General features: G+C 34.8%; 22 protein-coding genes and 1 other RNA gene. 9 read left to right on the top strand and 14 right to left on the bottom strand.

What is annotated here, in order from left to right:
- Positions 1-30 precede the first annotated feature (30 nt).
- The 5 genes from ABJD27_RS15570 to ABJD27_RS15550 form a co-directional block, all read right to left on the bottom strand.
- Positions 31-1,059: a hypothetical protein gene (locus ABJD27_RS15570; protein WP_348165663.1), complete on the bottom strand. Its 1,029-nt coding sequence runs from the start codon at positions 1,057-1,059 to the stop codon at positions 31-33.
- A 291-nt stretch (positions 1,060-1,350) separates the two neighbouring features.
- Entirely contained in the window at positions 1,351-2,478 is a 1,128-nt protein-coding gene (dnaJ, locus tag ABJD27_RS15565; RefSeq protein ID WP_348202066.1) for a molecular chaperone DnaJ, read from the bottom strand.
- Between the two features lie 131 nt (positions 2,479-2,609).
- Complete coding sequence (locus ABJD27_RS15560; RefSeq protein ID WP_348173875.1) at positions 2,610-3,164, bottom strand: nucleotide exchange factor GrpE; 555 nt, start codon at positions 3,162-3,164, stop codon at positions 2,610-2,612.
- A gap of 243 nt (positions 3,165-3,407) precedes the next feature.
- Entirely contained in the window at positions 3,408-4,325 is a 918-nt protein-coding gene (locus ABJD27_RS15555) for a TIGR01777 family oxidoreductase (protein WP_348173873.1), read from the bottom strand.
- A 61-nt stretch (positions 4,326-4,386) separates the two neighbouring features.
- Positions 4,387-5,592: an NAD(P)-dependent oxidoreductase gene (locus tag ABJD27_RS15550; RefSeq protein ID WP_348173871.1), complete on the bottom strand. Its 1,206-nt coding sequence runs from the start codon at positions 5,590-5,592 to the stop codon at positions 4,387-4,389.
- 191 nt (positions 5,593-5,783) lie between these two features.
- On the opposite strand from ABJD27_RS15550, the gene ssrA reads away from it, so the two are divergent.
- Positions 5,784-6,183, top strand: a transfer-messenger RNA (tmRNA) gene (gene ssrA, locus ABJD27_RS15545).
- Between the two features lie 556 nt (positions 6,184-6,739).
- Here ssrA and msrA (ABJD27_RS15540) read toward each other — a convergent pair.
- The 6 genes from msrA (ABJD27_RS15540) to ABJD27_RS15515 form a co-directional block, all read right to left on the bottom strand.
- Positions 6,740-7,237 (bottom strand): peptide-methionine (S)-S-oxide reductase MsrA, encoded by a 498-nt coding sequence (gene msrA, locus ABJD27_RS15540; RefSeq protein ID WP_348173869.1) that lies wholly within the window; start codon positions 7,235-7,237, stop codon positions 6,740-6,742.
- A gap of 132 nt (positions 7,238-7,369) precedes the next feature.
- The gene (locus ABJD27_RS15535; RefSeq protein ID WP_348173868.1) at positions 7,370-7,903 is read right to left on the bottom strand and encodes an N-acetyltransferase; all 534 of its coding nucleotides are present in this window, start codon (positions 7,901-7,903) and stop codon (positions 7,370-7,372) included.
- Positions 7,904-7,905: 2 nt separating this feature from the next.
- Complete coding sequence (locus tag ABJD27_RS15530; RefSeq protein WP_348173866.1) at positions 7,906-8,397, bottom strand: TlpA disulfide reductase family protein; 492 nt, start codon at positions 8,395-8,397, stop codon at positions 7,906-7,908.
- 160 nt (positions 8,398-8,557) lie between these two features.
- Positions 8,558-9,109: a peptide-methionine (S)-S-oxide reductase MsrA gene (msrA, locus tag ABJD27_RS15525; RefSeq protein ID WP_348173864.1), complete on the bottom strand. Its 552-nt coding sequence runs from the start codon at positions 9,107-9,109 to the stop codon at positions 8,558-8,560.
- Between the two features lie 15 nt (positions 9,110-9,124).
- Positions 9,125-9,592 (bottom strand): peptide-methionine (R)-S-oxide reductase MsrB, encoded by a 468-nt coding sequence (gene msrB / locus ABJD27_RS15520; RefSeq protein ID WP_348173862.1) that lies wholly within the window; start codon positions 9,590-9,592, stop codon positions 9,125-9,127.
- 265 nt (positions 9,593-9,857) lie between these two features.
- Positions 9,858-10,691, bottom strand: a complete 834-nt coding sequence (locus ABJD27_RS15515) for an AraC family transcriptional regulator (protein WP_348173860.1) — start codon at positions 10,689-10,691, stop codon at positions 9,858-9,860.
- Between the two features lie 343 nt (positions 10,692-11,034).
- Here ABJD27_RS15515 and ABJD27_RS15510 point away from each other — a divergent pair, with 343 nt between their 5' ends.
- Positions 11,035-12,015, top strand: coding sequence for an aldose epimerase family protein (locus ABJD27_RS15510; RefSeq protein WP_348173858.1), 981 nt, complete (start codon positions 11,035-11,037; stop codon positions 12,013-12,015).
- A 520-nt stretch (positions 12,016-12,535) separates the two neighbouring features.
- On the opposite strand, the gene ABJD27_RS15505 is transcribed toward ABJD27_RS15510, so the two are convergent.
- Together ABJD27_RS15505 and ABJD27_RS15500 are read right to left on the bottom strand one after the other, a co-directional pair.
- On the bottom strand, positions 12,536-12,862 hold the full coding sequence (locus tag ABJD27_RS15505) for a hypothetical protein (RefSeq protein ID WP_348173856.1): 327 nt from the start codon (positions 12,860-12,862) through the stop codon (positions 12,536-12,538).
- A 4-nt stretch (positions 12,863-12,866) separates the two neighbouring features.
- Positions 12,867-14,813, bottom strand: coding sequence for a zincin-like metallopeptidase toxin domain-containing protein (locus ABJD27_RS15500; RefSeq protein WP_348173854.1), 1,947 nt, complete (start codon positions 14,811-14,813; stop codon positions 12,867-12,869).
- 715 nt (positions 14,814-15,528) lie between these two features.
- On the opposite strand from ABJD27_RS15500, the gene ABJD27_RS15495 reads away from it, so the two are divergent.
- The 7 genes from ABJD27_RS15495 to ABJD27_RS15465 all read left to right on the top strand — a co-directional run bounded on the left by ABJD27_RS15495 (position 15,529) and on the right by ABJD27_RS15465 (position 24,026).
- Positions 15,529-18,006 (top strand): PEP/pyruvate-binding domain-containing protein, encoded by a 2,478-nt coding sequence (locus tag ABJD27_RS15495; protein ID WP_348173852.1) that lies wholly within the window; start codon positions 15,529-15,531, stop codon positions 18,004-18,006.
- A complete protein-coding gene (locus tag ABJD27_RS15490; protein ID WP_348173850.1) occupies positions 18,006-19,367 on the top strand; it encodes a nucleotidyltransferase family protein in 1,362 nt (453 codons plus the stop codon). The genes ABJD27_RS15495 and ABJD27_RS15490 overlap by 1 nt, the downstream gene beginning before the upstream one ends.
- On the top strand, positions 19,357-19,959 hold the full coding sequence (locus ABJD27_RS15485; protein WP_348173848.1) for a hypothetical protein: 603 nt from the start codon (positions 19,357-19,359) through the stop codon (positions 19,957-19,959). The genes ABJD27_RS15490 and ABJD27_RS15485 overlap by 11 nt, the downstream gene beginning before the upstream one ends.
- The gene (locus ABJD27_RS15480) at positions 19,956-20,750 is read left to right on the top strand and encodes a hypothetical protein (RefSeq protein WP_348173846.1); all 795 of its coding nucleotides are present in this window, start codon (positions 19,956-19,958) and stop codon (positions 20,748-20,750) included. The genes ABJD27_RS15485 and ABJD27_RS15480 overlap by 4 nt, the downstream gene beginning before the upstream one ends.
- 1 nt (position 20,751) lies before the next feature.
- Complete coding sequence (locus tag ABJD27_RS15475) at positions 20,752-23,088, top strand: phosphotransferase (RefSeq protein WP_348173844.1); 2,337 nt, start codon at positions 20,752-20,754, stop codon at positions 23,086-23,088.
- Positions 23,085-23,471, top strand: a complete 387-nt coding sequence (locus ABJD27_RS15470; RefSeq protein WP_348202065.1) for a YbaN family protein — start codon at positions 23,085-23,087, stop codon at positions 23,469-23,471. Before ABJD27_RS15475 ends, ABJD27_RS15470 begins: the two co-directional genes overlap by 4 nt.
- Positions 23,472-23,801: 330 nt before the next feature.
- Positions 23,802-24,026: a hypothetical protein gene (locus tag ABJD27_RS15465; protein ID WP_348173881.1), complete on the top strand. Its 225-nt coding sequence runs from the start codon at positions 23,802-23,804 to the stop codon at positions 24,024-24,026.
- Positions 24,027-24,297: 271 nt separating this feature from the next.
- On the opposite strand, the gene ABJD27_RS15460 is transcribed toward ABJD27_RS15465, so the two are convergent.
- Complete coding sequence (locus tag ABJD27_RS15460) at positions 24,298-24,822, bottom strand: hypothetical protein (protein WP_348173883.1); 525 nt, start codon at positions 24,820-24,822, stop codon at positions 24,298-24,300.
- Positions 24,823-24,829: the final 7 nt, after the last annotated feature.

Here is a 24,829-nt window from a genome sequence, read left to right as displayed (position 1 = left end):
TTATACACTTTAATTGTTTTTAAAAAGAAATTAATTACTACAATTTCCATCTATGAAATCTTGCATGGTAGGGTTGAAAGCATTAAAAAGTATTTCAACGTCTTCCTCTGAAAGGTTAGTTATACTATTTTGAATAGCACAAAGATCATTAAGAATAGGGTTATAACTAGCATTAATACTACCTGTTATTGATGATACATTTTCTAAACCATCTAATGATTCTAATTGATCATTTTGAGATATAAAAACAAAAAGAATGTCACTTGTCACATTACTTAATCCTTGGAGGTTTGTAAGATTTGGAGTTAACCAAACTGAAAGACGATTTACAGAGGTTATATTTTCTAAACCATTAAGGTTTGAACCTTGAAAATTTTTAAGTCGTAACCAATCTACCTCTGTCACATTACTTAAAAATGTTAATGATGTAAATGGTTGTGATTCTGGAGGAGGAAGTCCATTACAGCCTAAAAAAGCACTACACTGATAAAAAAATTCTTGGAATCTTATAACTTCCATAACAGAAGGAAGTCCTGCTTGAATAGCATCTAGATTTTCTAACATATCATTTCCTTCGATGAAAAGACTACCACCAGAGGCGATAGAAATGTTTTCCAATCCTTGTAATGTTTCTATCTCTCTAAAACTATTAATTTCGAGTAACGTTATTGTTGAGTTTATATCACTAAAAGCATCTAGCGATGTGATGTTAGAATTCCCAATTAAACTTAATGCTCCAGTAACACTTGTGAGACTCTGTAAACCATCTAGACTTGTAATATCATAAAGATTGTGTATGTTTAAATCTCCTCCTACAATTTCGATGGTAGATAAACTACTCAAACTAGAGATAGGATCTGGATTTTCAAACTGAGTACTAAGAATTAGGTTGCCTGTTATTTCTGTATATGCCATAGCACCAAAATCCTCTACAGCTTGTTGTGTAACTAATTCGGCATCGCCATTAAAAATATTAGCTATAGGTTCTTGAATAAGATCATCTGTCGCACAAGAATACGTACATACAAATGCAAGTATTGCAATATATTTTTTAAGCATGATGGTTGGTTTAGTGTTAATCTAGTTATTAAAACGAATATCAGAAATTAACAAGAAGGGTAAGGACAAGCCGATAAATGTTTCCTCTATAACAAAAAACAATATGATGCGTACGTTAAACAAAAGGTGTAAAAAACAAAACCCACCCTTGACAAAAGTCTAGGATGGGAAAAAAATTGCTATGAAAAAGAAAAATAACGTTAAATAGTGTTTAACGTTATTCAAATATAACTTTTTTTTATAAACCTATAGTTAAAACCTTTAGAAAAATTGACAATTTTTTAATAAGGCTTATGAAAACATATCCTTTACTTTCTCAAAGAAAGATTTATCTTCTTTCTCAGGATTAGGTGTAAAATTCTCGTCTTTTGCCATTTTCTCAAAGAACTGTTTTTGTTCTTTGGTTAATGTTTTTGGAGTCCACACATTTACATGTACAAGTAAATCTCCTTTTCCATATCCATTTATAGATGGAATTCCTTTGCTTCTAAGGCGAAGTATTTTACCACTTTGTACTCCAGCTTCTACTTTGATACGTACTTTTCCTGTCACAGTATCAATTTCTTTTGAACTACCTAAAACAGCCTCACTTATACTGATGTATAGGTCATAATGTAAATTATCACCTTCTCTTTGTAAGTGGTCATGATCTAACTCTTCTATCGCAACAAGTAAATCTCCTGAGATACCATTACCTGGCGCATCATTACCACGTCCTTGAACTTTAAGTTGCATTCCATCTACAACTCCAGCTGGAATTTTGATACTTACTGTTTCCTCTTCTACAACAAGTCCTTGAGCATCTGCTCCATCTGGACGTTTATCAATACTCTGTCCAGCTCCTCCACAAGTTGAACAAGGCGCCGATGTTTGCATACGTCCTAATATAGTATTCTGAACTCGTGTTACTTGTCCAGCTCCTTTACAGGTTTCACAGGTTTTATAAGTAACACCTGCGGCTTGTTTTTTACGCTTTACCTTAATTTTCTTCTCTACACCATTTGCAATTTCTTCCAAAGTCAGTTTTACACGTATACGAAGGTTACTTCCTTTAACACGTCGTTGACCTCCGCCAAAACCACCAAAACCACCAAAACCGCCGCCTCCGCCGCCGCCAAAAGCGCCGCCGAAAATATCTCCAAACTGACTAAAGATATCATCCATGTTCATACCGCCACCGCCAAAGCCGCCGCCACCTTCAAAGGCTTGATGACCATATTGATCATAACGAGCCTTTTTTTGCTCATCGCTTAATACTTCATAAGCTTCTGCCGCTTTCTTAAACTTCTCTTCTGCTGTAGAATCTCCAGGGTTTTTGTCTGGATGAAACTCAATCGCTTTCTTGCGATATGCCTTTTTAATCTCAGCTTGAGAAGCTCCTTTTGATATCCCTAGTATGTCGTAAAAATCTTCTTTCATATGCATTACCCAGCATGACTGAGTATTTTATTAAATCTTATATCGTCACCAGATAAACTAGTCACTTTTTTATGAGGTATATATCACTTTTGTTCTCCAACAAACACTAGAATATACTACAACTTAACTTCTTATTTCCCAGTTACTACTTTAGGAAAACGAATAATCTTATCTCCTAAACTGTATCCCTTTTCTATAACATCTACAATCTTACCTACCATCTTCTTGTTAGGCGCAGGTATCTGTGTAATTGCCTCGTGCAACTCTGCATCAAAGGCATCTCCTGCTTTTACTTTTGTCTCTTCAAGACCTTTAGATTTTAATGTTTCTCGCAATTTATTACTTATGAGACTTACTCCCTTTGCAAGTTCTTTATCTTTTGCTTTTTCAATCTCATTCATTGCACGATCAAAATCATCTATCACTGGTAACAAAGACTGTATAACTTCCTGTCCAGCAGTTTTAAATAACTCTAAACGTTCTTTTGTTGTACGACGTTTATAGTTTTCAAATTCTGCAAAAAGCCTAAGGAACTTATCCTTTTCTGTAGAAAGTTCATTTTTTAATTGATCTACCTCGCTTAACTCAGTTTCTGTCTCTTGTTGCGCTTCTGTTGCTATATCTTCTGGTTGATTCCCATCAACTTGAATATCTTCTATTTCTTGTGTGTTATCTTTTTTTGCCATAATTGGTCACTACTTCAATTTCCAATTGAAAAGGCAAAAGTACTGCCAATTCTTATAAAATGTCAAAATGTCACAATAGATGCTTTTCTTTAACATCTTATGTATACTAAGTAATGACATGAACATACTTTTTCGCTTTAAGCGAAAAAACACTTCTATAAATACCTGTTTTTTAATCATAAAAAAGCCATTTCAAATAGAAATGGCTTTTTGTCATTTTAATACCTATTATATTTCTGAACTTTATAATAAGTCCTCTATCGCTTTTTCAATAGAGGTATATCCAAAAACAAAACCTGTTTCTTCTATTTTTTCTGAAGACACCATTTGGCTTTGTAAAGCGATAGTTCCCATTTCTCCTAGAAGCATTTTAAGAATCACTTTGGGAACATTTGGCAAGAATAGTGGTTTTTTTAATCTTTGAGCGACTGCTCTTGTCAATTTTTCATTTGTCACAGGGTTAGGAGCCACTCCATTATAAACACCAATTAATTCGTTTGTAAGTACATGAACATATAAGCGTGCTATATCATCTATATGAATCCATGATTGCCATTGCTTTCCAGTTCCGAGAGGTGCGCCTGCATACAGCTTTACCGGTTTGGTTATTTTGGCAAGAGCGCCTTCACGACCATCCAAAACAATACCCATACGAATAATACTCGTTGCAATATCTAGTTGCTGAAACTCAATCGCTGCCTGTTCCCATTCCTGAACAACTTCTCCCAAAAAGTCTGTGGCATAATTTGGGTATTTTTCATTATAAAACTTGGTAGGAGATGAAGGATAACATCCTATCCCACTTGCAGAGATGATATGTTTTACTGTAGATGGGTTTCCATGATCACGGAATCGTTCAAGTGTATCAAATAATAAACCTGCACTCTTAATACGGCTCTCTTTTATGATTTTCTTATTAGAGACTGTCCATTTTTGAGCAATAGAAGCTCCGGCTAGATGTATAATAGATTGCACTCCTTCAAAACATGCTTCATCTATTTCTCCTTGAGCTGGATTCCAATAGAATCCTTTATAATCTTTTTTTGAGATAATTTTTTTCTTAGACGTCGTGAGATAATGCACAACAATGCCTTGTTTTAAACATTCTTGTGTGATAGCCTTCCCTACGAGTCCTGTTGCTCCAGTTATAAGTACTTTCATGCTTTATAAAGATACATACAGAATCTATAGTATAGATTATATTTATAGGAATCTTAACAGCCTATTCTTTACCATCTACATAATCCTGTAGATATGCATACCGTTCTGTCAATTTTCCGTCTTGAGTCATAAGAGCTCGTCCTAAAATACCATCTTTATCGTTATTATAAAAAGAAGGGATCACGTACTTCATAAACATCTCTCCAAAGCCTTCACTTGCATCTTTAGGAAGTTCACAAGGCAAGTTATCTACTGCCATGACAGCTATAGTTCCTGGCGCGTCTATACTCGTTTCTTTTTCTGTAATTGGATCATATCCATAAAAAGGATCTGCAATCGTAGATGGGCGTATAGTAGATGCCACAGGACCATCTATATCACAAGACACATCTGCAACTAGGTGTATTTTAAAATCTGGATGTTTTGCATCTTCGCGTGTAAATAAGAAAGGAGCACCATCTCCATAAAAGTGACCAGCTATAAAGTAATCTGTCACTTTTGCATACTGCATAAAATCGCTTTCATAAGGAGAAGGATCATCATAAAAAGCATATTTATCTCCTACAGTTCCATCTTTACGCCTTGTATACTCCATCACATCTATAAGACAATATACAGGTTCATCAAAATCTTGAGAGAGATATTCTTCATCTGTCACTTCTCTAATCTTAAGGTGGTCTAAAATTTCTTTTGCTCCTTTTGCTACTTTTCCAGTTCCGGAAAGTGCTATTTTCATCACAGGAAGTGCGATTTTATCAAGCTCCTGTTTTACCTCTTCTAGATCTCCTAAGTGTTCTACTTTAGGTAATTTAAAAATCCCATCACGAATCCCTAATAACCTAAAACCATTATAAGCACCTACCAATCCTGCATAACGTCCAAAACCTATTAATCTTGCTCCATTTTCTTTAACGATCACTTCGTGATCATACATTTCTATATTTTTTTCTAGAATAGCACGTAATAACTTTCTGTTATACGGTTGTTTCTTGATAGTATGACTAAAAAAGAAATATTTTTTATGAGGTATAAGTGCTTCTATTGGCACTTCTTTTACCCCTATCATCACATCTGCAGAAGTTACATCATGTAATACGTCAAATCCATTATTTTTATAGGCATCATCAGAAAAAATTCGAATATCTGATGACTCTACTACAAACGTTGCTTCAGGAGATTGTGTACGAGTTTCTGCAAGCATGTCTGGAGAAAATACGACTCTACGATCTGGTGGATTTTTACGTTCTTTAATGATGGCAAACTTCATAGATATAACTTTTATTTTCGGTTTATTTGTCAGGTCTTTATTTTGGTACACCTTTTGACGTTAATTTAGAGAGCAAATATATGGGTTTAAGTCCTATATTTGCAGACTTGTTTTGTTTCCGCTTTCGCGAAAGCATAAACAGTATGTTTCAAGTTTTATTTTAAGATTTGATATTTGTTCTTTTTAATATTGGGGTCGATTTGGTTTTGACAGCGAGATTAACCAAATAGTAAGCACGCCGAGCGCTGGGATATAGCTCGTAAATATCATATTTCAAACTTTTTAAACGGCGAGAACAACTACGCCCTAGCTGCATAATCCGAATTATAGTAGGATAATGCCTCGGTCTACAAGGTAGACAAGCAGGAAGTCACTCGAGAGCCTTGGTTTACGGCAATCGATATAGTGACTTCGTAAAAGTAAACCTAGCCTTTGCAGGGTCTTGATGCAATAGCGAATCTTAATCGAGAATAAGGTAATCCTTGGTAGTTTCTGACCGGTGATTGCACGAAAATTAATTAGAAACTAAACGTGTAGAAAGCTGTTTTGTTACTTGTTTGGACGGCGGTTCGAGTCCGCCCGACTCCACATTATATTATAAAGCCCCTATATTTTATAGGGGCTTTTATTTTTATTGTACAACCAAATTTATTTATTCAGTGCTGTCTTTAAAAACTGTAAACTACTTCCTTCTGATAAATGTATAATTTTCATTTCTCCATTTTCTTTAATTATTTTACGTAATCTTTCATTATGCTTATTTCCTAAACTAACACTTTTGAAGGCTGGTCTACTTGTTACTGATGCTCTCCATAAAATGGATTGCCATAATTTTCTATATTCAACAATTTACTTTTCAATAGAATTTAAGAGCTTTAATTTGCTTTAAAGACATTAAACGAATAGAATCATTATTTTCTTTTTTCAGCTTCTCTACTCTCTCTCTCGTAATATTGCTTTTACTTCTCAAATTTCTTCCTTTTCACAACCAATAATAAAGATTGTTACGGTTACTAAAAAAATATGCCCTTCATTTTATTCTTGTTTTTTAAAGTTTAATTGGTTCAAATTTGAATCTTTTATTTATAAAGATTCAAATTTGCTATTGGTAGAATTTACATCAAGACTCATAACCTCTATTTTTCAATTATTTGATAAAGCTTTCACCAAATCTTTCAAAGTGGCACGTATATCCATTAGGGTTTTTAACCAAATAATCTTGATGATAATCTTCGGCTTTCCAAAATGTAGACCAAGGCTCTAATGTTGTAGCTACTTTACCTTGCCATTTTCCAGAAGCGTCAACAAGTTGTATGATTTCTTCAGCTTCAGATTTCTCTTCTTCATTTTGAAAAAATATTGCCGAACGGTAACTTGAACCTCTATCATTACCTTGTCTATCTACCGTTGTTGGGTTATGCATTCTATAAAAATAATCTAATAAGGCTTTAAATGAAGTTTCTGTCGGGTCATACGTTATTTCTATCCCTTCTGCATGACCTGGATGATTTCTATAGGTTGGATTATCGTTTTCTCCTCCTTGGTAGCCTACTTCAGTATCTACCACTCCTGGGCGTTTTCTAAAGAGATCTTCCATTCCCCAAAAACAACCACCTGCTATGTATGCTTTTTTATATGTGTTCATAGTTTTATGTTTATTATTATTCTTTACAAAATATAACCAAACAACAGTTTCACACGGTCATATACTTCCTCTAATTAGATGTATTTTCCTCACTATTTTTGTTTCTATTTTAAAGCAAAGGATTTTATTTTTTTATTCTATAATATTTTTCCAATAATCATCTCTGTTTTTTACTGCTTTAATATAAGAGCAAATAGCAACAGCTTTATGAGCTTCTTCGGTTAATTTCTCAAATGTTTTTAGTACCAATTCTTTACCAATTCCTTTTCCTCTTAAATTATAAGGCACTTCAGAATGCACTAAATACATTTTATCATTTTTAAAAACATACTCTACTTTAGCCTCTTCGCCGTTTATATTTAAAGTATATTTTTTATTCTCTTTATCGTGTTTTAACTCTAACATACTTGGTATCAATTTATGCATCCATTTTAGGATATCTTCTTTATATGGATTGCGTAGTTTCTTCTTTCCAATAGTTATGGTTGGAAAGTTTAATTTCCTATTTTCATAGAGGTTACGAAGCTCTTCTGCGTGAGCCTTATTGGCCTCTACATCTAAAAACTCATATGGCAGACCTATTTTATCAAGTACCAACTGATAATAGCGAGTTTTATGACAATGGTCTGCACCATACAATTTGATTTTTGGAACGTTTCTTAACATTTTTATTTTACACTTTTTAATACCTCTATTGCTGCATCTACATTTAAGTGAAAATCTGCAAACACGATATTGTTATTTTGATCTATAAGGATAAACCAAGGTGTGCCTCCCGTTTGGTAATTTGTCATTACTTTTGAACGCGATTTTCCGTCATCTCCAGCATCGTGTCCAAATGGAATTTTTAAATCGTACTTTTTTTGCGCCTCTACCATTTTATCATACGTATTGGCATGATGTCCTTCAAAAACGGTCTGTATCGCTACAAAGGCAACCTTATCATTTCCTTCTAATGCATCTACCATTTTTTGAAGATTAGGTAATCCAACACTATGACAGCCAGGGCACCAACTTTGAAAACAGTATACGACTTTAAACTTTCCATCAAAATCAGATAGCTTTACTTGTTCTGTTTTGTTTCCATTAGCATCAATCCAATCTTTCACGTCAAATTCTGGTGCTTTAACTATTTGTTCTTGGGCAGTTTCTCTGTTCATTTTTTTATGTTTTTTTAGATGTTTTAGACACCAAAATACTTGGTAGCATTGCTAGCACAAGGATTAGTAATAATCTCATCTTTATAAAATTTCAAGTAAAGTTAGGGCGTTGCATTAACGCCCTTATATTTTATATATAATAGAACTCATAGAAGTTCTCTTAAGCGGTAACAGTTTTTAATCTATTAGCGTGCATTTTACGAAGTTTTACCAATTTTGGTGTTATTACTGCAGTACAATACCCTTGCGATTGATTATTTGCATAATAATCTTGATGATAGGCTTCTGCAGCGTGAAACTTCTCTGATTCACTAATTTCTGTTGTTATAGAGTTCTCAAAATAAGGTGCTAATTGTTTTACAACCTCTTCTGCAATTTCTTTTTGTTCATTATCGTGATAGTAAATAACTGAACGATATTGTGAACCTACATCTACACCTTGTTGATTTGATGTTGTTGGATTATGACTGGTCATAAAAATCACCAACAGTTCCTCATAGCTAATGATGCTAGCGTCAAAATTTGCTTGTATCACCTCTGCGTGTCCTGTTCTACCAGAACAAACTTCTCTATAAGTTGGCGTTCCTGGAACTGTACCTCCAGTATAGCCAGAAACCACGTTCTCTACACCTTCTATTTGATTAAAAATAGCCTCAATACACCAAAAACACCCTCCTCCAACTGTTATAGTTTGTAAATTATTTGCTTTCATAATTAATCATTTTATTTATTCGTTAGCATTTGTGTCCAAACGCATTGCTTCCGAATTGATACAATAACGTAATCCACTTGGTGCTGGTCCATCAGGAAAAACGTGTCCTTGATGTGCATCGCAAGTATTACACATAACCTCAACGCGAGTCATCCCAAAAGAATCATCTTTTTCATACTTAATAGCATTCTCTTTTATAGGTTGTGTAAAACTTGGCCACCCTGTACCTGAACTAAATTTAATTGTAGAATCAAACAAAGGTGTATCACAACATACACAATTATATTTCCCCTCATCATATATACTACAAAGTGCTCCAGAATGTGCTCTTTCTGTTCCTTTTTTACGTGTAATTCTAAATTGTTCTGGAGTCAATAATTCGCGCCATTCTGCTTCGGTTTTTTCAACACGTTTATCTGGTGTTGGATTCCCTTTTACTGCAAAATGAATGACATCTTTCCACGTTAGTTTTTTGTTGTCCATTATAGTTTCCTTTCTTGTTTTAATTATGGGACAAAATTACGGTAAGAGTCTTATTTTCTACATATCAATTTCTCACATGGTTATATACATTTTCCTCACAATTAACAATTCAGGCGGTTAACCCACTAAAATAACAAGTCTTAAATATTTAATCAAAAACTAATCAATATAGAATAAAAACTCTCATATATTGCGTAAATATAGAGCATAAACATAATTGAATAGATTTACAACTTACCTCAAAAAATATACATTTTACTAAAAATTAAGAGTTACAATCTTTGTATTGTTTTGGTGAGAGCCCTACCTGAGTTTTAAAGAATTTTGAAAAATGAGAAGCCTCTTCAAACCCTAAACTATAGGTTATTTCGTTGATATTCTTATCAGAAAAATCTAATAATCGTTTGCCTTCTAATACAATACGTTCTGTAATAATTTTTAAGGGTGATTTATTAAAATACCGTGCAAATAAATTGGATAATGATTTTGGTGTAAGATTCATTAAATCGGCATAATCACTTACTTTGTGTTTTTCTCTAAAATGCATTTCTACTAGCAAATTAAACTTCCTAATCGTATCTAATTTCTCCTGTGGCATATCTTCTACTGGTAACACTTTTCTTGCAATCCTAACCGATTTTATAAGTAGTCTCTTTAAAAGTACTAAAAGCATTTCGCCCTGTATATGATCTATTGTTTCAAACTCTTCAACAAAAAAGTCATATAATAAATTAAAACTTCGTTGCTCTTTTTCATTAAGTCCTACAACTATTGGCGAGGATGAACCTAAAAATAAAAATCCGTTGCAAGACACCTCACTATCATGATCTCTAATACAATAAAACTCTCTTGTAAATGTATAGACAATAACGTCTTTATTTTCAATAGTAACATCGAGTTTATTTAATGGTGAAGCAAAAAGCAGGTAGTTCTTTTTTAAAAACACGCGATAACCATCTACACCAATAGTAACATCATCGCTCATTGTCCAGATTATTTTAAACAATCCATCCCGTTTTTTTGGTGCTGTATAACTTAACTCTTTAAGATCTATCAAGTTAAATTGACTATTATCTTTTCCTTTGTAATTGAACTCCATAAATGAAAGATAAACAATAATGGACTTGCAACAAAAATCAGAAAATGAGCTAAATAATTATACTACTTGACTCACTTAAAATTAATCGTAATATCTTCATTTAAAAAAGTTCAAAACGCTACCTACCCTACTCCACGATGGAGTACCCTTGTGTTATCAATAAAAGGCATAATCAAAATTGATTAGGATTTTTTTGTTTTAAGATTGCCTGACTCATAGTACGCTTTCGCGAAAGCGTATAAAACATCCTTTTTTTTAGATTATAAACTTTGATTATATTTCGTCTTTCTAACCTCAAAACGACAGACCTCTTTTTACTTGATGTCTTCAGACGAATTATTGTATGCCAATTCTTAAAACCATTACCCTTCATAATACGCATGGGCTTCGCTTAGAAATATGTAATTATGGAGCAACCATTACCGCCTTATACATCCCTAATAAACAGAAAGGAGAGACCAATGTTATTGTGGGACTAGATACCGCCCAAGCATACACAACAACGCCCTACACAGACTATGGCATATGTCTTGGTGCAAGTATAGGCAGGTATGCTGGACGTATTTCTGATTCAAAAAAAGAAACACTTCTTACAAATGATGAATTTACGTATACAGATGGAGTTCATTTGCATGGAGGTACCCATGGATTTGATCAAAAGTATTGGAACATTGAAGAACAAGAAGATCATACAACGGTTACATTATCCTATCTGAGTGTGCATATGGAAGAAGGGTATCCTGGCAATTTAAAAGTAGTTGTTACCTACACATTAACAGAAGACAATGAAGTAGTCATTACATATACAGCGACAACAGATGCAACAACGTATCTCAACTTAACCAATCATGCATATTTTAATCTTGACGGTGAGAGAAATGTCCTAGATCATACACTTCGCATTTCTAGTGATCAATATCTAGAGGTTTTGCCTAATTTAATTCCGACTGGTACTTTAAAAGAAACAGCATATACTCGTTTTGACCGCAAAGAAGTTTCGCAAATTGGACGTCCTGATTTTTTAGGATATGATGATACATTTGTCCTAAACGATCACCCTATTAAAGCATCTTTATTCTCGGCAAAGACAGGTATTCATATGGATGTATATACCAACCAACCAGGCATGGTGGTCTATACGCCCAAACAACTTCCTGAGATTCCATATAAAGAACAAGCTATCTATGGCCCTTTTTCTGCGATCTGTTTTGAAACACAAAATTTTCCAGACGCTCCTCATCACCCTCATTTTCCCTCTGCATTACTTCATCCAGAAGAAACCTATAGTAATGAGAGTCGTTTTGTATTTACACTTATTGGGTAATCTAGTTCTAGAAAACAATACAACACACTCATAATTCTGTAATATCTATTTCAAGTATATTATATATAAAAAAGAAAAGCGGGCTTTACGCCCGCTTTCTCATATTTTCTGTTCGATACTATAGTTGATCTCCAGGAGCTGTACAAATACAAGCTATACACGTTTGTGTATGATGACACTCTTCATCAGAGTGGCAAATGTTTCTAGGAATCCATCCTCCTTCTATTTGTCGTTACGTTGCATTGTCTAATTCTTGAGCTCCTTTTAATTTTAAAATTGATTGTAACATAATTTTTACTATTTTTTGATTATTACTATTCTAAAAATAATAAAAATTATCTGATAATCAACATGTTACGGTTTACCCATACTAATAATAAATAATTCAATAATACATAATGGACTGCAAATCAAATAATTATATTTAATTGATAATCAATTGATTAAATAATTTTGTCCTATAAATCAACATAGTATAACCGTTCTATTTTAATATTTTTCAAAATCTTCTAAATTACTCTTATGGTCTACGGTCAGCAATAAAATATATATCTTCCTCTATATTATATCCAAGTTCAACATGACCATTTCGATAAGAAATACTTGTTGCAATACCATCACTGTCAAAAATCGTAACATGTCTTAACGCGTTACTATGACCATCTACATCTCTACCATAATCTTCTGCAGCATAAGGAAAACTGACTAACCAAGTGTCTTTGCCAATTACAATATATTCCCCAGCATCAAATCTCACTGTGGGCTCCTCGTAATCCTCTCCCCAATATCCAATATCTTTAAGAACTTTCTCTGCTAATGTTATTGCATAATCTTCTGTATAATTCATTGTTTTATTTCTTTTTTATGATATCCTCAATATCTTGATTAATAATTGGATTTCCTCCCGCTCTCCAAACAGTCTTTTTGTAATAATCATAAGAATCTATCAACTCCTGTTTAGTCCATTTTGACTTATTTTTAAGTATTTTAAACCATACACTTTCTTCATGGCTCCAATTAGGAGTTCTTTTATATTGTTCAATTCCTAATCTATCAAGGTCTTCAAGATGCCATACCTCGTGCTGTACTGTTAATTGGGTACTCTTTGGTCTTAAAAACATTATAGGTGGAGGTCCTGGGTTAAAAGATCCTTGTGTATTATCCAAATTCCATCTTTTCAACCTTTTCTTAAATCTAGGAACATTTCTAACTACTTCAACTTTTAAACCTAGATTCTTATATCTAAGCTGAATATCTCTCTTAAATTTGAGTAATTCAGATCTTGTAAGTAGAATACCTCCATCTTTATTACTTTTTTTATTTCTGAACAATTCATCAATATCATCAGAAGTTCTAGTAAAAAGGTCATCAATATTTCTTGATGAAAGCTCTATAGTATCATCTACCTGCTTACGTAATCCTTTTATCCCTCTAGCAGCTCTTTTTACTACCTGAACTCCAGCGTATATAGTAATAATAGTTTCAAAAACCTTAAAGATATCTTCTCCAAGATTTTTAGTGATTACATACTTTGCTTGTGAGCTATCATAGCGTTTACTTATTTTCTCAAAGAATTTTGCTAGTTGCGCATATATATAACTAAAAAAACCAACTTCTTTTAGTTTTTCAAATTCTTTACGTACTGCTTCAAAAACCTGTTCAGAATCACCGCTTAAGAATCCTGCAAAAAAACTAATTATATCTACTAAACTAGCAATAAAATGAATCACTCCATTATAAACTCCTACAAAAAAAGCGTTTAATGTAAATCCTGAGTCAATAAACGATGCAATAAAGTTTTCTAATCCCTCTTTTACAAAATTAATAATGCCTTTAAAAAAATCATAAACCTCTCTAAATATATTTATAAGAATCGTATTCTTTGTCGTGTCTTTAAAGACAATAACATCAGGTTTTCCCTTTAATGTATTGATATTTAGATAATCTGATATAACGGTATCAAAAACCTCAAACTGCTTAATAACTCCATTAAAAAAGAGACCTACCTCTTGAGAAGCTTCTGCTACAGGAAAAATAGGTGTATATTTTGCATCACTTTTAAGATCCCCCGATGCCGTATAGGGTTGCCAGTACTTCTCATCCTCTATCTTAAGCGTACGGATCTCTCTTGCCAAGCTACTGAGAATAGGTTTCCAAAATTCTTGTAAATCTTTTATAAGCTCTTTCTTAATCAGATCTCCTATAAAACTACGTTTAAAGAAATTACTTCTTGGGTTTTCTAGATAATGTGTAAAGGCATCTGAGAGCGCTTTTCTTAAGGCAGAAACATCAGAAGTAGACTCCGTAAAGCTTCTTACAAATTTATCTACATACTCTTGATACAAACGACTATCATCTTCTATCGCTTTTACAACGTCATCTCCAATCACAAACCCCACAATTTCAACAAGATTAGAATACCGTATGTTTGCCAGTCGCAAATCTTCTTTTTCAGGTTTATTATAATCAATAGGTCTTTTATCACCTACAACTAGATACAGTTTGATAACATCATCTGGCACCACTTCATTCTCAAACTTCACTTTTATGTTTCTAGCCGTATCGCTTACAGTCACTACATAACGCACAGATAATGACGTATCTTCTAGGAGTTCATCATCTTTATAAATAGCGGTATCCCAAGAAGCTCCAAATCTACTATTTGCAAAACGACTCGGAAACTCTGGAAAAGATCTCCCATTCGGTCCAACAGCTATAGCATCTAGCGCACTATTTCCAGTTTCTGGAAAGCTAAGAAATCTTACTTCCTCCCTATTTAAATCATCAAAAATATTCATATCATTATCATTCAATTTTTAATTATCACCTTTAATCAAACATATGTAAACATTACGCACCTCTCCCACTTCGAGATACAGTTATGTATTCTATATAAAACAAAGGCATTGTTATATACCCTTGGCAAATCAATGCCATGAAGATGTTACCTTCTATATGTGGTGCTTATTGTATATCAAATGAGTGGGATACCATCTGATTCTTATTTTCAGAAAACGTTTCTAAGAATAATTACTGTAAAGAAACAATTAAATTTTTAATATTATGTTATATAAATACAACTTTTTACAAAATTAATAAATATTTAAGAAATTAATGGTTTTATAGCTACTTCAAAAATAGGTTCTTAAAATGCGTTATTGATTCTTTTCTAAGTACGCTTTCGCGAAAGCGAACCCAACCTCACCCCCTATGAAACCTCAACAACTTCAACACACAGATCATAATATCTTATATATCAGTTTATAGATTCACATTTTATTTTTATTACTAACAAGATTTTACGTAAATTCCTTCTATGAAACAATCAATCATTATTAAAATAACAGCCTATAAATCAGTATATACCATAGACAAAAGAAAATCTGAGTAAATAACAAAAGTGATTTTCAAGTTGCTATCTTCTACGCTTATAAAAGCTAGCCTCCCCTTTTAAGTAGCAATGTCAAAAACCAATCAATCAAAAACCAATCAGAATTCTTTCGTCCGCGGACTATGAGTACTTATTATTCGTATCAAAACATACCTTCACAATCATTTGGCGGTAAAGCCGATGGTTTGATTTCGCTTTCGCGAAAAGGGTTTCGTGTGCCTCCTTTTTATATTATACCTAATCATACCATTCAAGACATCATTACAGAAAAAGTATCAATAGCATCCTTATGTGACGAATGGATAGAAAATGTTACCCCAGAAAAAGAATCCTTATGGGCAGTACGATCTAGTGCTGAGGTCGAAGATGGTAAAGACAAATCCTATGCAGGAATTTTTACGACCGAGATTAATTGCAAACCTGATGAACTAGTAGCTGCTTTTAATAGCGTAATTGCTGGTTTTAAAAACGCCCAAACTGAGCATACAGCATATCATGAAACTGAAGACTTCGGATTTAATATCGTGTTACAAGAAATGATTTGTGGCGAATTCTCTGGTGTTGGATTTTCTGTCAATCCGCTTGAGCAAGTGAGCGAACATCCGATCATCAATATCATTCCTGGATTAGGACTCAAATTGGTTTCTGGTGAAGAAAATGCGATGATGATCAATCTTGGAAAACCGTTCGAAATCATCTCAGAAGATGAGCACTATCATGGTGAACTTTATGGACTGTCTTCAAATTACAAAAGCATTACACTAACCAAGGATGCACTTTTTAAAAAAGTATCTCCGTATCTAAAAGAACTTAGAGAAAGCTTACTTAAAATCGATCAATTACAAGGACATCCCGTAGATACCGAGTTTACGATTTGCGATAATAAAGTATACTGGTTACAAGTACGTCCTATCACCACATTGATCCCTAGAGGAGATTATACTGTGTGGGATAATTCTAATATGGATGTAAATTATCCAGGTGTTGTCATGCCACTTACCATTTCTTTTGTACAACACTCGTATAGCAATGCATACATACAAATGTGTACATTTCTAGGCGCTGGAAATTCCTTTATAAAAAAGAATCATTCCTTATTTAAAAATACGATAGGTGCTATAAAAGGAGGGATGTATTATAATGTGACGGCATATCAACAACTCTTATACCAAATGCCTTTTGGGAAAAAGACAAGCAAACTATTTCCAAAAATGCTTGGTGCCGAAGATGCAACATTTCAAAAACCATCTCAATCGGCTTCATTTATAGCATACATACGATTATTCTTAAATCTTATTAGAAGTGTCCTATTCTTTGGACATTATAAAAAGAGATATACTGCGCAGTATGATAGTATTCAAGAACGGTTTGACAACACTTCTTTAGAAACACAATCGCATGCTGATTTAATCACCCATTTTACGACACTAGAAGCCGAGTTAGGTACGTATTGGTATGCTCCTATCCTCAATAGTCTGTTCAGTATGATAGCCTATAACAGTCTTACTAAGATCATATCTCGATCTAAATTACATCAGGAGTATCCTAATTTCTTAAACGATTCTTTGATGGGAAGTGGTCAGGTAGTTTCTATGGAGATTGTACATACGTTACAAGATCTCACACATCGTTTGCATCAAAATCTTGAAGTAAAAAAAGTAATTCTTGAAAAGGAAAGTGCTCAGGTATTGCCCTATCTTCAGGAGTACCATCCTGACTATTTTGAGAATATCATGTCATACATTCGCAAATACGGAGAACGTTCTGACGAAGGAGAATTAAAAATTGAGACTGTAAATTACAGAGAAGACCCCACCACTTTTGTTGCCTTTCTTAAATCAAATCTATCAGTTCCTCAGTACTCGATAGAAAACAAAAACAAGTTTGATTATCTAGATGTTCTTAAAAAAACATACAGAACTAATCCTATCAAATTATTCTTATTTAAAATGGGAGTCAAGTTCACGATCAAGCGTGTAAGAGATCGGGAGAACTTTCGGTTTATACGCACCAAAACCTTTGACATTGTTCGTCAGATTTACAGAGAGATTGACAGGAAGCTGATACAAAACAATACGATTCTAGCTTCTGGAGATTCGTTATATCTTCATTTTGAAGAACTCATGGATCCAGATCAATATGCATCTCAATACAAAGAACATATTCGTGAGCGAAAAGCAACCTATGCCACTTATCAAGACACAGAACATTCGATACGATATCACAAAGTCAATAACGAATTATACCCTATTGCAGAGAAGCAATCTACTTCAAAAAATGGACTAGATGGTGTTGCGTGTAGCAGTGGTATTACCGAAGGAGAAGTTATATTAGTCACTCCTGAAAATATTCATGAGTTAGACATCTCAGGAAAGATTTTGGTAGCACCTTTTTTCGAACCTGGATGGGTGGGATTATTTTCCAGAGCCGAAGGCATTATTTCCGAACGTGGGAGTTTGCTTTCGCATACCTCTATCCTATGTCGTGAGATGGGAATTCCAGCGATTATAGGTGCAAAAAACAGTACTCAAAATTTGAGTAACGGAGAAAGAATAAAAATGAATGGAGCCACAGGTTCTATAGAAAAAATAGATCATTAATGAATACATTTAAACTCACAGCATTACTGAGTCATATCCAATTGACACCTCAAGAATTGGAGATGTGTAAAGCAGCATTAAAGCCGCTACAATCCAGTATTGATGATCAGCATGCATTTTATGAATATTGCCTTCAATGGAAACTAGCGCCTTGGCTCTATCTACAACTCCAGAAACATGGATTCATCTCATTCTTTGATAAGAAGGTGATCGCACGATTTGAGAATACTTACCAAGAAGTAAAGTTAGAAAACGAGAATAGGAATGTCATTGCAAAGCAATTTCTACAAGCCTTTCACGATCATAACATCGATGTCATTATCCTAAAAGGAAATGCTTTTACACAGACATTTTATGGCGATGTAGGATATAAGAAAATGAATGATTTTGATATTTTAATCAAGTTTGAAGATTGGCCAAAAATCGAGCAGATTTATTACGACTTAGGGTATATCCCTTTAGGATTTGGATGGAGTGGAGAAAAACAAAAACCAGCCAAATATAGCCATACAAGTCTCCCTTTTATTAGCACTGATTTTAAGTGTATCATAGGAACACAATGGGGGTTAAAATCACCTACCACACATTTTACGGTAGATACCAAAGAAATCTGGGATACAGCAGTACCCTTGGATTTTTATGGAATTCCTTGTAAGCAACTCTCTCCAGAATACAACCTCATCCATTTGATATTACACTTGGGAGTTTTCAAATGTGGTACCCGTGATTGTATGGATCTTTATAATTTGATTCAGTCGACGCCTATTGATACAGAAAAACTCTTTGCGATTATAGAAAAATCAAAAGCAATTCAGAAATCTCGATATGCCTTAGAAATGTGTCGTCTGTGTTCTGACTATATTCCAGAAGAATGGATTCAGAGATTACCCGAAGGAAAGCCATCATTTATCAATACACGGTTACGCAAACGACTTGTGATGTTTGAAGAAGTAGGTGACATGCACGGATCATACAATGATTATTTTCAGGACATTGAAAAAAATGTAATTTATTACAATCTCTTTCCGCAGTTTCATAAAAGAATCTACTTCTTTGCAAAAATATTACGTCTTCTTTATTTCCCAGAGATTAAGTTTGCGTTGAAGTTTATTGACAAATCACATCAACCGACACTCCTTAATAAGTTAAAAGCAAGATTGCTCGGACCATGGTTTTCATTCTCTATGATTGCGCAAGAAATTGGCTGGAAAGTCACCATCTTACTTTTTGTAAAACTATGTATTGACACTCTTATATCCCCACTAAATTATTTTACCTCTAAAGAATCGTATTTTCAATACCTGAAGAAGAAAGGCATTGAAGCACATCAAATTAAAAAACTAGTACAGAATGTCCAATAAGAAGCCAACTATCATTTGTGTTACAGGTCCTGATGGCTCAGGAAAATCAACCCTTGTTGAACACCTCGTACATGCATTACCACATGCAAAAGAAGTCACGATATGGGATGCATTGGATAATAAAGATGCAGCTCTTTTTAGCAGCAAAAAAGATGTAGATACGTACCTATGCATTCTCTCGCCAGAAGCAAGATTATTATTCATGGCACATGCGTTGCGATATGCTGTAGATACTGCTTTAGCATCAGGAATAGAAACCATCTTACTCAATGCTTATTATTATAAATACTTTGCATCAGAGGCAGCAATGGGCGCTGACCAACATTTAATAGATACGCTAGCCGCTACATTTCCAACACCAGATAAAACCATCTTCCTTTCGCTCTCGCCAGAAATAAGTGCTTCTAGAAAAAAGTATTTGTCAAAATATGAATGTGGATGTAGAGAAGCTACTGTAGAAAATTTTATTGATTTTCAGAAGAAAGCAGATAAGGAATTTGAAACTTATATCCAACCAGATTGGCATATTCTGAATGCAGAAAATTCTCCTGAAACTTTAAAAGAACAAGCACTTCAAATCATAGCGCCATGATCAAAACAATTCTCATTACAGGTTTGGATGGTTCTGGCAAAAGCACCTTATTTTCTAAACTAGAAGCAGCGCAACTTGATCACGTGACATTGATCACCTTACCTCATGTAGATGCGCAAACATTACCTGATATTTCTCCATTAAAGCATCCGATACAGCTTTTGAATGCGATGAGTCAGGAAGCCGATGAGAACCATTGGAGTGATCTCAAAGCTTTGGCACTTTTCTGTTCGATGGTGTTGTTTAACCAACTCGTCAAAGAACAAACCACAACAGCCACTCGGTATATCATCTGTGAGCGACATCCGTTGATTGATACCTTTGTGTATGCACAATTTTATCTGCCACGTCTAAGTTCTGGTGGGATGAAACCAGAACAAATTGGGTATTACAATACAAAATACGAGGCGTTATTTTCTTTTATTTTAGAACAACTCCCTGTCGGGAAAAATGATACAGGTGCAATCGCCATGTTTACGTTTATCAAGACCTTTTTTGCGGGTAAAACATCCCCAGATGAAGACACCGCAAACTTATTTCACGCAAGTGTACCAAACCATATTTTCTTTTTAAAAGCAGATCCCGAAATCCTTATGGAAAGAATCTCTTCTAGAAAAGTGATGGAGCCTCATGAAAAGGTAGGCGTGCTATCTCATTTTAACACTGCCTACGACACCTTATTTAAAACGATAGCACAAGATCACCAAACAACGATCGAGAACATTGACGCGGCATCATTTGACAACCTGAATGCTTTTTACACAAGACTAACGACCGAAATTATCACCTAATATGGAAAATTATCCTATCGTTCCCGGTAGAGGATTAGTAACTCCTTATTCTACCAAATTACGTTTAGAATATCTAAACAAGGAAGCATATGATACCACTCAAGTATCTATGTCTGGATTGTCCCATACGGAGGTTCAAAATAAGATTGAGTCCTATATTGGTTCGGTGGAGATTCCTATTGGATTGGTGGGGCCTTTATTACATCTTCAAGATGGTGTAGAAGAATTAGTGTATGCGGGTGCGGCGACTTTGGAAGGTGCGCTTGTGGCGAGTATGAATCGAGGCGCCAAAGCAGCGAGTTTAAGTGGTGGTATTACGACTACCTTTGTACATCAACGGATGGTGCGTTGTCCGATGTTTATTTTTCAAACTCCAGAAGATGCTTTAGCATTTGCCAAGTGGCTTCCCTCCCATTTTGAGGATATCAAAAAAGAAGCCGAACAACATTCCAACCATGCACAATTGGTGGCTATAGATCCGGTCATTATAGACAATACCGTGCATACTCGCTTTTACTACACCACAGGCGATGCTTCTGGGCAGAATATGTCAACAACTTGTACGTGGCATGCGATGCTTTTTATTGTCGAAAAATTTACCGAAGAAACACAGATTGAGATAAAAAATTATGTCATTGAAGGCAATGGGTCTTCAGATAAAAAGGTCTCGAAGCATGCGGTTGAAAAAGGAAGAGGGATTCGTATCGTTGCTGAATGTTATTTAAAAGAAACTGTCATAGAAAAAGTACTCCGTACAACCTCTGATAAGTTGATGGAATGTTTTACTCCTTCGGTAGCGCTTACAAAGATAGATGGGATGTTTAGCTACAATATCAATGTAGCCAATGCGATTGCTGCCATATTTGCAGCAACGGGACAAGATTTAGGGTGTCTTCATGAATCCTCTGTGGGGATCTTACAGCTAGATAAAAAAGCCGATGGACTCCTATTTACACTTACGCTACCTACATTGGTCGTGGGTACCGTGGGTGGTGGTACTTCGCTCCCAAAACAAAACGAAATGTTACGTCTCATGAAATGTGAAGGCAATGGGAATGTACAGCGATTTGCACAACTCATTACCGCATTTGCACTCTCTTTAGAGATCTCCACCTTTGCAGCTATTGTAAGTGGGGAGTTTGCAAAAGCACATGAGAAACTAGGAAGAAACAAGCCTGTGAATTGGCTCACGAGATCAGAATTAACACCAGAATTCATTAGCCGTATTATGGGGCAAACTAATCCCAAGTACAAAGAACTTTCGATTCATTTTGATCAAAAGGATATGGAGAATGGTATCATTACCAATCTCACCGGAAGAACCTCAAAAAAAATGATGGGCTTCTTTCCGTTTCAAGCAAAAAATGAACATATAGATGTTTCGTTATTAATCAAATCCAAAGCATTGGATATGGATGTGATTAAAGGCTTGCACAGTATGGCAGCCTCTATTGATCCTTCTTTGTCCGATCTGATTTATAGATATCGTCATCAGACGGAATATTTTAATTGCCACGTCAAGGAATTGTTTGTCTATGAGGATTTACATACGCATGGATTTACAAATACACCCACTTATTACGGCAAGAAGGAAAACGTCAACCGAGAGTTATTCTTGATCATCATGGAATATCTAGACAGCGATGCCATGTCTCATTTTAATAGCGAGAATAAACCTGAATTATGGGAACCAACTGACATAGAACACATGATTGCTGAGGTTACCTCAGTACATAAACATTATCATACGCGTATCGATACGATTGACGATTTGCTGATACAGCCTTTTCAAGCTTCAAAAGCTAGCGAACTCTATCGAAAGCTCATTGACATTATCACCAAAGAAGAGGATGATCCTGTCCGTAAAAACCAATTTAAAAGCCTCAACGGTTTCCTCACAGATATCACTGATCATACGCCAAGTACTTCCTTACCGATCTGTGTGATTCATAATGATTTTAATCCTAGAAATGCAGGAATTCGTTCCAATGGAGAAGTCTGTATCTATGATTGGGAATTGGCAGTGAAGAATATTCCACATCGTGATATTGTCGAGTTTCTGGCATTCACCTTGGAAGCACCTCTGGATACCAATCAACTACAAAGTTATCTTGAATTTCATGCCGCATTATGGGATCGTGACCTCAATGATGCTGCCTGGATGTATGGGTATGTCTATGCCTTAAAAGAGTTTTTAGTCTGTCGTATGTCCCTCTATAAAGCTGCTGAAATCTTGATGAAATTAAAATTTCCAGACCGAGTGATTGATACTTGTTTTACAATGATTGCCTATATCAAAGAAGCCTATCCTATAGTAACAGAAAAGGCGCGTACATGATGCCGTCTGCCAAGAAATATCTATATATATTTTTAGGATGCTTCTTTATCGTCTTATCCTATTTTGGGATCATTATGCCTGGTATTCCCGCCATTCCTTTTATCCTCCTCGCAGGATGGTGTTTCTTACAGAGTTCTGAACGCCTCTATAACTGGATGCTTAAACGGAAATACATAGGTCCTATGCTCCAAAAATACTTCTCAGGTGAGAAGGTATCCAAAGGCGCCATTTGGTTTGTCATCTCGCAATTGTGGCTCTCTGTTATTATTTCGCTCTTTGTGTTTCCGCTGAACACCATTGCCAAAGTCAGTATTGTGGTTATTGGGGTATTGAGTAGTATTGTTATTTACCGATTGTTGGATAGGAAGTCAGGAAAAGAGTAGATTGTTGTTTTTTTACGCTTTCGCGAAAATATACTCAACACACCATAGAACTACTCGTCATTTCGACAGAGTGAGGCACGAGCGACGAGAAATCTCATAACAATGAACACTTCAAAACCACTATTCTCTTAGCAACTTGTGTGATCTCTCCTAAGGTCGAGATGACTCTTGGTGTTTTCTTGAGTACACCTCTGCCTGTCGGCAGACAAGTTCGCGAAAGTGTAAGTAGGAATGTTTTTAAATAGATTATAAATAAGACATTATCGGGCGTTACTTCTGTTCTATTTAAACCCCATAATTTGAGTATTATTAATTATTAATTTTTTATCTATGTTAAAAAATATATTAAATCTCGACGGGATTCAGTCGTTAAGTAAAAATGAACTATTAGCTGTTAATGGAGGTGATTATACAATAGGATGTACTTTTCCTGATGGATTAGGGTATGAACTAACATACGCTTATGGTTCAGAGGGTAATGCGGTAGATGCACTCTTATATTGCCTTGACAATGGAGGTGAATACACACTAGTAATAACTTCTGCTCCCGATTAAGGTTTTGTCGAGAAAAATAGCATATTTAATGGTTGTCAAGCATGAATACTACATGTCGTTTCGACAGAGCGAGGAACGAGTGACTAGCCAGCCTGCCGTAGACAGGAAATCTCATAACAATACGTATTGAGCTTCTTGTGTGATCTCTCCGAGAGTTTATCCTGAGCTTGTCGAAGGGTCGAGATGACTATAATTCGTCATTTCGACAGAGCGAGGAACGAGCGACGAGAAATCGCATAACAGTAAGCACTCCAAAACTACTTAAGAAACGTTATGTTGCTCCATCAGCCTTTGTTAAAAGTCTCGGAAGAAAAACCCGAGTCCCTAAATACCCTTCAATAAAACCTATAATAAGAAAATACATAATTAGAGACACTACATAAGCAGAAGAATCTCCTAGTAAATTTATAGAATCACTAATATTTTCAGAGATAGTGATTAACCATTTATATAATTTTTCGACTTCTACAAGACCAATTCCAATAATCATTTTTGTAAACCAATCAGATATCTCTTCTAAATTAGTATTGGCTATATAACTGACATTTCTTGTTTGTTCTATTTCATCTTTAGGTATGCCTTCATCTATTTCATTTTTTTTAGGAATCCCAAACAAAAGCCCTCCAAGTCCTCCACATAAGAAAGATGCACCTCCTACAAGTAGTAACATACTTATAGCTCTATATTTTAAATTTATATCTGGTGCTGTTAGAGAATATAAGATAATTAATAGAACACCTATACTCGGTAGTAAAATAGTTAAAAGTCTTACTGTTTTTTTACTTAATGCATTCATGACTAAA

The organism is Dokdonia sp. (assembly GCF_039945015.1).
Lineage (GTDB): Bacteria > Bacteroidota > Bacteroidia > Flavobacteriales > Flavobacteriaceae > Dokdonia.
The sequence above is the reverse complement of the archived record's forward strand: the minus strand, read 5'-3'. Positions and strand labels throughout refer to the sequence as shown.

Coding starts and splice junctions, on each gene's coding strand:
- ABJD27_RS15480 (WP_348173846.1), top strand. CDS start 19,956: ATGATCAAAACAATTCTCATTACAGGTTTGGATGGTTCTGGCAAAAGC.
- ABJD27_RS15505 (WP_348173856.1), bottom strand. CDS start 12,862: ATGAATTATACAGAAGATTATGCAATAACATTAGCAGAGAAAGTTCTT.
- msrB (WP_348173862.1), bottom strand. CDS start 9,592: ATGGACAACAAAAAACTAACGTGGAAAGATGTCATTCATTTTGCAGTA.
- ABJD27_RS15560 (WP_348173875.1), bottom strand. CDS start 3,164: ATGGCAAAAAAAGATAACACACAAGAAATAGAAGATATTCAAGTTGAT.
- ABJD27_RS15490 (WP_348173850.1), top strand. CDS start 18,006: ATGAATACATTTAAACTCACAGCATTACTGAGTCATATCCAATTGACA.
- msrA (WP_348173869.1), bottom strand. CDS start 7,237: ATGAACACATATAAAAAAGCATACATAGCAGGTGGTTGTTTTTGGGGA.
- ABJD27_RS15465 (WP_348173881.1), top strand. CDS start 23,802: ATGTTAAAAAATATATTAAATCTCGACGGGATTCAGTCGTTAAGTAAA.
- ABJD27_RS15475 (WP_348173844.1), top strand. CDS start 20,752: ATGGAAAATTATCCTATCGTTCCCGGTAGAGGATTAGTAACTCCTTAT.
- ABJD27_RS15500 (WP_348173854.1), bottom strand. CDS start 14,813: ATGAATATTTTTGATGATTTAAATAGGGAGGAAGTAAGATTTCTTAGC.
- ABJD27_RS15515 (WP_348173860.1), bottom strand. CDS start 10,691: ATGGAGTTCAATTACAAAGGAAAAGATAATAGTCAATTTAACTTGATA.
- ABJD27_RS15510 (WP_348173858.1), top strand. CDS start 11,035: ATGCCAATTCTTAAAACCATTACCCTTCATAATACGCATGGGCTTCGC.
- ABJD27_RS15470 (WP_348202065.1), top strand. CDS start 23,085: ATGATGCCGTCTGCCAAGAAATATCTATATATATTTTTAGGATGCTTC.
- ABJD27_RS15535 (WP_348173868.1), bottom strand. CDS start 7,903: ATGTTAAGAAACGTTCCAAAAATCAAATTGTATGGTGCAGACCATTGT.
- ABJD27_RS15570 (WP_348165663.1), bottom strand. CDS start 1,059: ATGCTTAAAAAATATATTGCAATACTTGCATTTGTATGTACGTATTCT.
- dnaJ (WP_348202066.1), bottom strand. CDS start 2,478: ATGAAAGAAGATTTTTACGACATACTAGGGATATCAAAAGGAGCTTCT.
- ABJD27_RS15485 (WP_348173848.1), top strand. CDS start 19,357: ATGTCCAATAAGAAGCCAACTATCATTTGTGTTACAGGTCCTGATGGC.
- ABJD27_RS15550 (WP_348173871.1), bottom strand. CDS start 5,592: ATGAAGTTTGCCATCATTAAAGAACGTAAAAATCCACCAGATCGTAGA.
- ABJD27_RS15555 (WP_348173873.1), bottom strand. CDS start 4,325: ATGAAAGTACTTATAACTGGAGCAACAGGACTCGTAGGGAAGGCTATC.
- ABJD27_RS15460 (WP_348173883.1), bottom strand. CDS start 24,822: ATGAATGCATTAAGTAAAAAAACAGTAAGACTTTTAACTATTTTACTA.
- ABJD27_RS15495 (WP_348173852.1), top strand. CDS start 15,529: ATGAGTACTTATTATTCGTATCAAAACATACCTTCACAATCATTTGGC.
- ABJD27_RS15530 (WP_348173866.1), bottom strand. CDS start 8,397: ATGAACAGAGAAACTGCCCAAGAACAAATAGTTAAAGCACCAGAATTT.
- msrA (WP_348173864.1), bottom strand. CDS start 9,109: ATGAAAGCAAATAATTTACAAACTATAACAGTTGGAGGAGGGTGTTTT.